Source organism: Thalassospira sp. UBA1131 (assembly GCF_002311515.1).
Taxonomy (GTDB): Bacteria; Pseudomonadota; Alphaproteobacteria; order Rhodospirillales; family Thalassospiraceae; genus Thalassospira.
In genome coordinates, this window is sequence record NZ_DCAO01000043.1 from 46,624 (window position 1) to 55,478 (window position 8,855).

8 protein-coding genes are annotated in these 8,855 nt (G+C 57.0%); 1 reads left to right on the forward strand and 7 read right to left on the reverse strand.

The genetic code is table 11. From position 1 onward, the window contains the following. Window positions 1–226 precede the first annotated feature (226 nt). From B3Z49_RS06685 to B3Z49_RS06705, 5 genes are all read right to left on the reverse strand, one after another. Window positions 227–1,165 (reverse strand): 2-hydroxyacid dehydrogenase, encoded by a 939-nt coding sequence (locus tag B3Z49_RS06685; RefSeq protein WP_296989194.1) that lies wholly within the window; start codon window positions 1,163–1,165, stop codon window positions 227–229. Between the two features lie 171 nt (window positions 1,166–1,336). Further along, entirely contained in the window at window positions 1,337–1,888 is a 552-nt protein-coding gene (locus tag B3Z49_RS06690; RefSeq protein WP_296989197.1) for a sarcosine oxidase subunit gamma, read from the reverse strand. 15 nt (window positions 1,889–1,903) lie between these two features. Then, entirely contained in the window at window positions 1,904–4,897 is a 2,994-nt protein-coding gene (locus B3Z49_RS06695) for a sarcosine oxidase subunit alpha (RefSeq protein ID WP_296989198.1), read from the reverse strand. Further along, window positions 4,894–5,196 (reverse strand): sarcosine oxidase subunit delta, encoded by a 303-nt coding sequence (locus tag B3Z49_RS06700; RefSeq protein ID WP_008889547.1) that lies wholly within the window; start codon window positions 5,194–5,196, stop codon window positions 4,894–4,896. The genes B3Z49_RS06695 and B3Z49_RS06700 overlap by 4 nt, the downstream gene beginning before the upstream one ends. A gap of 11 nt (window positions 5,197–5,207) precedes the next feature. Further along, window positions 5,208–6,461, reverse strand: coding sequence for a sarcosine oxidase subunit beta family protein (locus B3Z49_RS06705; RefSeq protein ID WP_008889546.1), 1,254 nt, complete (start codon window positions 6,459–6,461; stop codon window positions 5,208–5,210). Between the two features lie 97 nt (window positions 6,462–6,558). Here B3Z49_RS06705 and B3Z49_RS06710 point away from each other — a divergent pair, with 97 nt between their 5' ends. After that, window positions 6,559–7,578 carry a GlxA family transcriptional regulator gene (locus B3Z49_RS06710; RefSeq protein ID WP_296989201.1) on the forward strand — a complete coding sequence of 340 codons (1,020 nt, stop codon included), beginning with the start codon at window positions 6,559–6,561 and terminating at the stop codon, window positions 7,576–7,578. Here B3Z49_RS06710 and B3Z49_RS06715 read toward each other — a convergent pair whose 3' ends face one another. Together B3Z49_RS06715 and B3Z49_RS06720 are read right to left on the reverse strand one after the other, a co-directional pair. After that, a complete protein-coding gene (locus B3Z49_RS06715) occupies window positions 7,579–8,646 on the reverse strand; it encodes a hybrid-cluster NAD(P)-dependent oxidoreductase (RefSeq protein ID WP_296989203.1) in 1,068 nt (355 codons plus the stop codon). It abuts the gene before it with no gap. Between the two features lie 4 nt (window positions 8,647–8,650). Then, window positions 8,651–8,855, reverse strand: a 205-nt coding sequence (locus tag B3Z49_RS06720; RefSeq protein ID WP_296989205.1) for an SRPBCC family protein, incomplete at its 5' end; no start/stop codon positions are given.

Genomic DNA, 8,855 nt, shown 5'->3' on the forward strand with positions numbered 1-8,855 from the left:
AATTCGGCGAGCGTCGCAAAGTCGGGCTCGGGCAAGGTTCCGTTGGGATAAACAACGACCGGCTTTATTGCGCGACGCTCGGCTGCGTCTGTTGGGGCTTCGTGCTGGGGTTTGAATGTCATGGGGGTGGCCTCGATAACAGGAAATAGATGGGCGACAGAATGGCACAGTGACACGTTGACACAAGCCTGTTTCAACGGGGCCGACTGGCAGATCGAACGACCAACTAAACAAGCGGCGTGATTAATTCTTGGCGTTCGTCCCACGCATCAAGATTATCGACAACCAGTTGGCCCATGGCATCGCGGGTTTCCACCGTTCCACTCGCTAGATGCGGATAGAGCACAACGTTATCAAGCTTGGAAAATGCCGGATCGATATCCGGTTCTTTTTCAAACACATCAAGTCCCGCGCCGGCAATCAACCCTTGCTGCAAAGCCCGGATCAAAGCCGGTTCATCAATCACCGATCCCCGTGCGATATTGATCACGACACCCTCTTTGCCAAGCGCATCAAGCACCGCTTCATTCACAATCCCGTTGGTCGCCGCCCCACCGGGACAGGACAACACCAAAATGTCCGACCATGTCGCGAGTGCCATCAGATCATAAAAGAACCGGTACGCGACATCCTTCTTGCTGCGTCCGAAATAGCCGACCTCGACCCCGCTTGGCACTGCGCGTGATGCAATTGCCTGTCCGATCCGGCCCAGCCCGACAATGCCAAGCTTCTTGCCGCGTACACTTCTGGTCAGTGCCATCGGACCGTTTGCGGCCCACTTTCCGCTGCGCACCCAGTCATCGCCCACAACAAGCTGCCGCAAGGTGGCATGCATCAACATGATCGCCGTGTCGGCAACATCATCGGTCAGAACGTCAGGTGTGGTTGAAAGACGAATACCGCGGTCACGCAGTGCCTGAAGATCAAAGACATCATGCCCAACGCCAAAGCTTGTGATGACTTCAAGGTTCGGGAGTTGCGCCAGCAAGTCTTCCCGAACACCAAACCGCGCGGATGTCACAACAGCTCTGATCTGATCGCCCATTTCATCAAGAAATTTCTGCTTGTCCGGAACCAGGTCATAACGATGCAGATCGTGGCGTTCTGCCAGCATGGCAGTATAGGCGGGGCGGATATCAAGAAGGGCAAGGACGGAACGTATCATTGGGGCGTCTTTCGGTGGCTGCGTGTGCCCCAAAGACTAGCCGCCTCAATCACCTGAAACAAGTTGATGCGCAGTTTCATATCGCCAGAAAACCACATTCAACCCAATACGTTTGCCTAGATACAATAAGGGCAGGGATGGCAATCGCCAAAACCCCGCCCCCAATGCAGATTATTCTGCCGCAAATTCCTTGCAGCCGGTGCACAGCAGATCGATGATGTGCAGGGCAAAGGAACGCCAGATATCCATGCGGAAGCTTTGCTCGGCATCCCGCCAAAGAACAACCGTGACACCATCAATCACCGTGCGGCAACCACCGCCCACCGGGATGCTGTCGATATCGCGCGGGCAACCGATGGTCAGCAACTCGCTCGCACGTTCGCCTTCGATGCGGACCGTGACTTCACGGGCTGACACCTCGGTCAGGCTGTGTGTTGCCGAAGCATAGACATCCGCGCACGCATTGGTCACTGTTTCGGTATCGTCCGGCTTGGCAATGATCAGCCATTCATCCGGGCCGAGACAGATGGACTCAGTCGTGCCATTGGCCGCACGTGCGCCAACGGTGGTTGCAAGATCAACACCAATCGCCTTGGATACGGCCGGAATGTTGGCCGCCCGCAGACGTAGCGAGAAACGGGCAACCGGTGCCATCAGGGTCAGTTTAACCTGCCCGGAAGCAACGATCGGACCCGGCGTAAATGCGTGTGTAAGTACCGTCATTTTTCTGTTCCCCGCCTAGAGTTTCAACCGTTCGCCTTCGGGATCGTAAAACACGGTCCCGGTGACGGTCGCCTTGATCACACGATCTGGCATCGGAATGTAAATGGTTTCACCCATACGATTGAAACCGTTTTCAAGCAGCGCCATGGCAATCGGGCGACCCGCGGCATCGCTGTGATAGCTTGATGTCACGTGACCAACCATTTTCATCGGTTTGGGCTGGTTCGGATCAAGAACGATCTGCGCCCCTTCCTCAAGCTTGGTTTTGCCATCTTCGGTCAGAAGACCGATCAACTGCTTGCGGCCCTCGGCAACAAGATCCGGACGTGCCAGACCGCGCTTACCAACGAAATCAGGTTTCATTTTGCCGATTGCCCAGCTCAACCCGGCATCATGCGGGGTAACCGTGCCATCGGTATCCTGACCGACAATGATATAGCCCTTCTCGGCACGCAGCACGTGCATGGTTTCGGTACCATAGGGGCAGATATCGTATTTCTTGCCTGCTTCGAACAGCATTTCCCAAAGTGCACGCCCGGCATGGGCTGGCACGTTGACTTCAAAGCCAACCTCACCGGTAAAGCTGATGCGGAACAGTCGGGCCGGGAAGCCACCAACGCGGCATTCGGCAACCGACATGTGCGGCAAGGCCTCATCAGACATATCAAGACCTTCGACAAACGGCTCAAGCACCTTGCGGGCATTCGGGCCGTTCAGCGCAATGGTCGCCCACTGCTCGGTCGTCGAGGTCAGCCATACATCAAGGTTCGGCCACTCGGTCTGAAGGTAGTCTTCCATCATGTTCAAAACACGCGCCGCACCACCGGTCGTGGTGGTGACATGGAAGCGATCATCGGCCAGACGGCCAATCACACCGTCATCACGAATGAACCCGTCATCGCCCAGAAGCAGGCCATAACGTGCCCGGCCCGGTGCCAGCTTGGTCCAGGGGTTGGTGTACATGCGGTTCATGAATTCAACCGCATCCGGGCCAACCACCTCAATCTTGCCAAGGGTCGATGCATCAAAGATGCCAACACTTGCACGTGTCGCACGGCATTCGCGCGACACGGCTGCATGCATGTCTTCGCCGTCTTTCGGGAAGTACCATGCACGGCGCCACAGGCTGACCGGCTCGTAAACCGCGCCGTTTTCTTCGGCCCAGCTATCAATCGGAGTTTTTCGCGTCACTTCGAAGTGACTGCCCTTGTGATAGCCACAGAAGGCCCCGAAGGTCGTCGGGGTGTAAGGCGGACGGAAAGTCGTCAGACCAACTTTCGGCTGCGGCACACCCAACGCGTCAGAGGCAATGTTAAGGCCGTTGATGTTCGACATCTTGCCCTGATCGGTCGCCATGCCGTTGGTGGTGTAACGTTTGACATGCTCGATCGACCGCATCCCTTCACGTACCGCCAGACGAAGGTCCTTGGCGGTCACATCGTTCTGGTAATCGACAAAGGCCCGTGCCTTGCCGGCATCCAGATCGGTCGGCAGTTCCTTGTGGCTGACACCGGTTCCCGGACGGTCGTTGGCAACGACATATGTCGCCGCCTTGGCCTTCTTGCCAAGGCTTTTGGCCACAGCCGCGCCCATTTCAGCCCCGTCATTCAGGACTGCTTCAATGCCCCACAGGCCACGGCCTGCACCGGCGATTTCGCATTCTTCTGCCTTGTGATCGGGCAGGAAGGTCTGGCGTTCGTCGTCCCACTTAAGCGTTCCCTTGGTGTGTGAGAACAGATGCAGCGACGGCGTCCAGCCCCCCGACATCAAAAGGCAATCACATCCGATCATTTCAGCCTGACCGACCGTCGATCCGGTCACCGGGTTGACCCGAACCGATTTGACACGCAGGCGGCCTTCGGTGCCGGTCACGGTATGACCGGCCATGATGCGAATGCCACGCTTGGTGGCCTCGGCAATCAGATCGGAATTTGGTTCGGAACGGGTATCGACGATGGCAGCAATCGTGGTGCCCGCATCGGCCAGATCAAAGGCTGCGTACCATGCGCTGTCATGGCTCGTGACGATGACAGCCTTGTTGCCAACCCGAACGCCATAACGGTTCAGGTAGGTTTGGGCCGAACCGGCAAGCATCACGCCGGGGCGGTCATTGCCATCAAACACCAGCGGCTTTTCAAGTGCGCCTTGCGCCAGAACAACCTGCTTGGCGCGGACACGCCACATGCGTTCACGCGGGGTTTCCGCATCCGGGCTGGCAAGATGGTCGGTCAGCTTTTCACACAGACCAACCATGTTTTGGTGGTAATAGCCAATCGCCGTCGTGCGGGTCATGACCTTGACGCCAAGCTCTTTGAGCTCGGCCACGGTTTTGGCAACCCAATCCCATGCTGGCACATCTTCAATCATTGCCGACGGCTCAGACAGAAGCGAACCACCCGCTTCGGGGTTTTCATCAACAAGGGTCACTTGCGATCCGGCACGCGCCGCTGTAAGGGCAGCCGCAAGACCGGCAGGACCGGCACCAATGATCAGAACATCGGTATGCAGATACCGCGACGCATAGTGATCCGGATCGGGTTCGGTCGGTGAAACGCCAAGACCGGCCGCCGCACGAATGAACGGCTCATAAACCTTGTCCCAGAAGGATTTCGGCCACATGAAGGTCTTGTAATAGAACCCTGCCGAAAACAGCATGTAGGCCTTGTCATTGATCGCACCAACGTCGAATGACAGGCTGGGATAGCGGTTCTGACTGTTGACCTGAAGGCCGTCCCAGATTTCCTGAACAGTCGCACGGGTGTTCGGCTCAAACCGGCCCGGACCACGACGGGTGCCGACCAATGCGTTCGGTTCTTCCGAACCGGCGGTCACGGCACCACGCGGGCGGTGATATTTGAACGATCGACCCATCAGGTGAATGCCATTGGCCAGCAATGCCGATGCAATGGTATCGCCTTTGAAGCCTTTGATTTTCTTGCCATCAAAAGTGAACTGGATCGGTTGGGTGTGATCGACGCGACCACGCCCGGAAACGCGGAAGCTGCTCATTTCGATTTCTCCAACAATTTGGACAGTTCAGGACGGGGATCATCGGTTTTATAGGTGATCAAGAACCGGTCACTGACAGTGTCACGCACGGCGTTGAAATATCGACCGCAGCCATGGAAGTGGCGCCAGCGTTCATAATGCGGGCCCTTCACGTTGGTGCGGATGAACAGGAAATCGCGCCATTCTTCGTCACTGACCGACGACGGATCGGCAGGACGTGCAATATGCGCTTCACCGGCATAGGTAAATTCCAGCTCCGGCAGGGTCTGATTGCAATAGGGGCAATGGATCAGAAGCATGTCCGGTCTCCTTAGTGCGCAACAGCGGCAGCAGCGGCTTCGTCAATCAGACGACCGGTGCTGAAACGTTCAAGGGTGAAGGGCGCGTTGGCCGGATGCGGATCATCCTTTGCCACGGTCCATGCCAGTGTGTGGGCGGCACCCGGGGTCGCCTTGAACCCGCCGGTACCCCAGCCACAGTTGACATAGAGACCCGGCACCGGCGTCTTGCCAAGGATGGCCGAACGGTCCGGGGTCACATCGACGATACCACCCCATTTACGCAGCATGCGCATGCGGTTGAAGATCGGGAAAATCTCGCAGATCGCGGCAACCGTATGCTCGATCAACGGCAACCCGCCACGCTGGGAATAACTGGTATACTGGTCGGTCCCCGACCCGATCACGAGCTCGCCCTTGTCAGACTGGCTGATATAGGCATGCACGCTGTTGGACATGACCACACAGGGGAAGATCGGCTTGATCGGCTCGGACACCAGCGCCTGCAACGGATAGCTTTCAAGCGGCATACGAACACCCGCCGTATCCATCACGACCGAGGTATGACCGGCTGCCGAAACAGCAACCTTTTTCGCGCCAATGAAACCCTTGGCGGTTTCAACGCCCGTCACGCGGCCATCCGGGCCACGGCGAATGGCCGTTACCGGGCAATTCTGGATGATATCGACACCACGTGCCGCCGCCCCACGGGCATAACCCCATGCCACCGCATCGTGGCGTGCTGTCCCTGCGCGCCGCTGAAGGGCTGCACCAACGACCGGGTAACGCGCAGTTGGCGAAATATCGAGGGGTGGGCAAAATTCCTTGGCTTCCTCGGCCGACAGCCAGACGTTATCGACACCGTTCAGACGGTTGGCATGTACGTGGCGCTGGAAGCTCTGAACATCATGAACGTTATGCGCAAGCATCAGAACGCCGCGTTGCGAATACATGACGTTGTAGTTCAGCTCTTGGCTCAGGCCATCCCACAGATCAAGCGCGTGGTCATAAAGCTTGGCACTTTCGTCATAGAGGTAGTTCGACCGAATAATCGTCGTGTTACGGCCGGTGTTTCCACCGCCAAGCCAGCCCTTGTCGATCACGGCGACATTGGTAATGCCGTGTTCCTTGGCCAGATAATAAGCCGCACCAAGACCATGACCACCCGCGCCGACGATGATGACATCGTATTCGGCCTTCGGCTCACTGTCGGGCCATTGCGGCTCCCAGTTTTTTTGGCCGCTGAGGGCGTTTTTGATAAGCGATAGCGCAGAAAAATGGGTCATGATTATACGATCCCCCTATTTACCATTGCCGGAACTCTATCAATGTCCATGCTCTGCGGACTGGATAATTGCGACAATTTCATTGTATATTTTTGCCATGAACTCTTTTTCGAGCCCGGGATCAAACCCCGGCAAACCCAACGTAAAAAAGCGCCTTCGCGTCGCCTTTCTGCTGGCAGACAATTTCACGCTGACAGCGTTTGCCAGTTTTGTCGATGTCTTGCGTCTTTCGGCCGATGAAGCCGACCGTTCGCGGCCCATTCACTGCGACTGGACGGTGCTGTCTGATACCATGAACCCGGTACGATCAAGTTGCGGGGTCAAGGTGCAGCCTGACACCCGTCTACGCAATGCCGGTGACTACGACTATATCGTGGTTGTCGGCGGCCTTATTCAAGAACAAGGCGGGTTTTCATCCGATTGCATTGCCTATCTCAAGGCGGCTGCCGCCAAGGGCAAAAACCTGATCGGGTTGTGTACCGGTGTTTTCGCGCTGTATGAGGCGGGGCTGCTTGAAGGATACCGATGCTGTGTCAGCTGGTTTCACCATGACGAATTCGTCGCACGGTTTGAGGCCGCCCAACCGGTTTCCGATCAGATCTTTGTCGTTGATCGGGATCGCCTGACCTGTTCGGGCGGGCATGGGGCCGCGCATTTGGCGGCCTGGGTGGTGGAAAAGCATATCGGGCGCACTGCGGCGACCAAGAGTCTCAGCATCATGATCATCAACGAGGCGATGACAGGCGAAAACCCGCAACCGGGCTTTCAGACCGATCTGGTTGCCCGCGAACCACTGGTGAAAAAGGCGCTTTTGCGCATGCGCCAGAATATTGAGTCGCCCGAAACCGTCGCCAAAATGGCCGAGAAACTTGGCGTCACACGCCGGAAGCTCGAACGGGCGTTTAATGCCGATATCGGCATTTCACCGTCACGAGCGGCGCTGCGCATCCGGCTTGATGCCGCCAAAAAGCTGCTGGGCGAAACGGGAAAAACAACCACCCAGATCGCGCTAAGCACCGGTTTTTGTGACGCATCGCATTTCATTCACGCCTTCAAGGCCGAAATCGGCATGAACCCGTCGGAATACCGAAACACGGTCCCGACGGCCCAGCCGTAATCAGGCATCAATGGTGACCTGCCCGATCGGGTTCGAGCAGCAAGCAAGGATGTAACCCTCTTCGATATCGTCGTCCGTGATCCCGCCATTGTGGACCATATGAACCTGCCCTTCGGTCTTGCGCACCTTGCACGTCCCGCAAATCCCCATCGAACAGCCTGACGGGATCACAAGGCCTGCCGTGCGCGCCGCGGCAAGAACGGTATCGGTTTGGGTGCAATTTGCCGTGATGCCAGATGCGGTGAATGCGATGACGGCTTTGCTGTCTTCATCAGGCACGACATCATCTGGCACGTCTTCTGCTTCCAACGTCGGCGCGTGGAAGCTTTCCTGATGGTAGCGGTCCATATCATAGCCAAGCCCGACAAGAACCTCGCGCACGGCCTGCATGAACGGTTCCGGTCCGCAACAAAACACCTCACGTTCAAGATAGTCCTGCGCCATCAGGCCCAGCATCAGCTGATTGAACGTGCCCAAATACCCGGTCCATGGCTTGTAGGGATCAGCTTCCTCCACCACCCATTTCAGGGCAATACCATTGATCCGCGACGCGCTGTGTTCCAGCCGTTCGCGAAAGATGATCTCGGATGGCCGTTTTGCGCAATTGACGAATACGATGTCGGGATCACGCCCCGCGTCATAAAGATAGGTCGTCATCGACATCATCGGCGTGATGCCCGACCCCGCCGAGATAAACAGGTATTTCTCCGCCGGATGATTAACCAGTGAAAAGCCGCCAGCCGGCCCCTTGGCCCGAATGCGCAAGCCCGGACGCAAATGATCCAGCATCCAGCGCGTACCGACCGAACCCGCCTGCGCCTTGACCGTGACGGTCAAGGATGTCGGGCGCGATGGCGAAGATGAAATCGTATAGGTGCGATAAAGCGGTCCACCCGGCACCGGGAGCTCCAGGGTCAAAAACTGCCCCGGGTCATAGCTGAACAACGCGCCCGACACCGACTGGAAACAAAACGTCATGACATTGGGGGCTTCTGGCAGGAAAGAAACACATTCCAGTTCCTCAGTATCCGACCAGAAGGCAAGCTTTGGTTTTTCAATCACAGACATCGCCCTACTCCGCCGCGACCAGTCTGGTTTGGGTCAGCCTGTCCGACAGGGTTTTCGCATACCAGTTGCCAAACTGGGCAACACCGGCTTCGTGGATTTCGGAATACGGACCGACCTTGTAGGCTGGTGTCGCAATGCCACGCTGATTGTTTTCGACCACTTCCTTGTCTTCGGCATTGGTCGCAAGCCAGACTTCGGTCAGTCGTTTC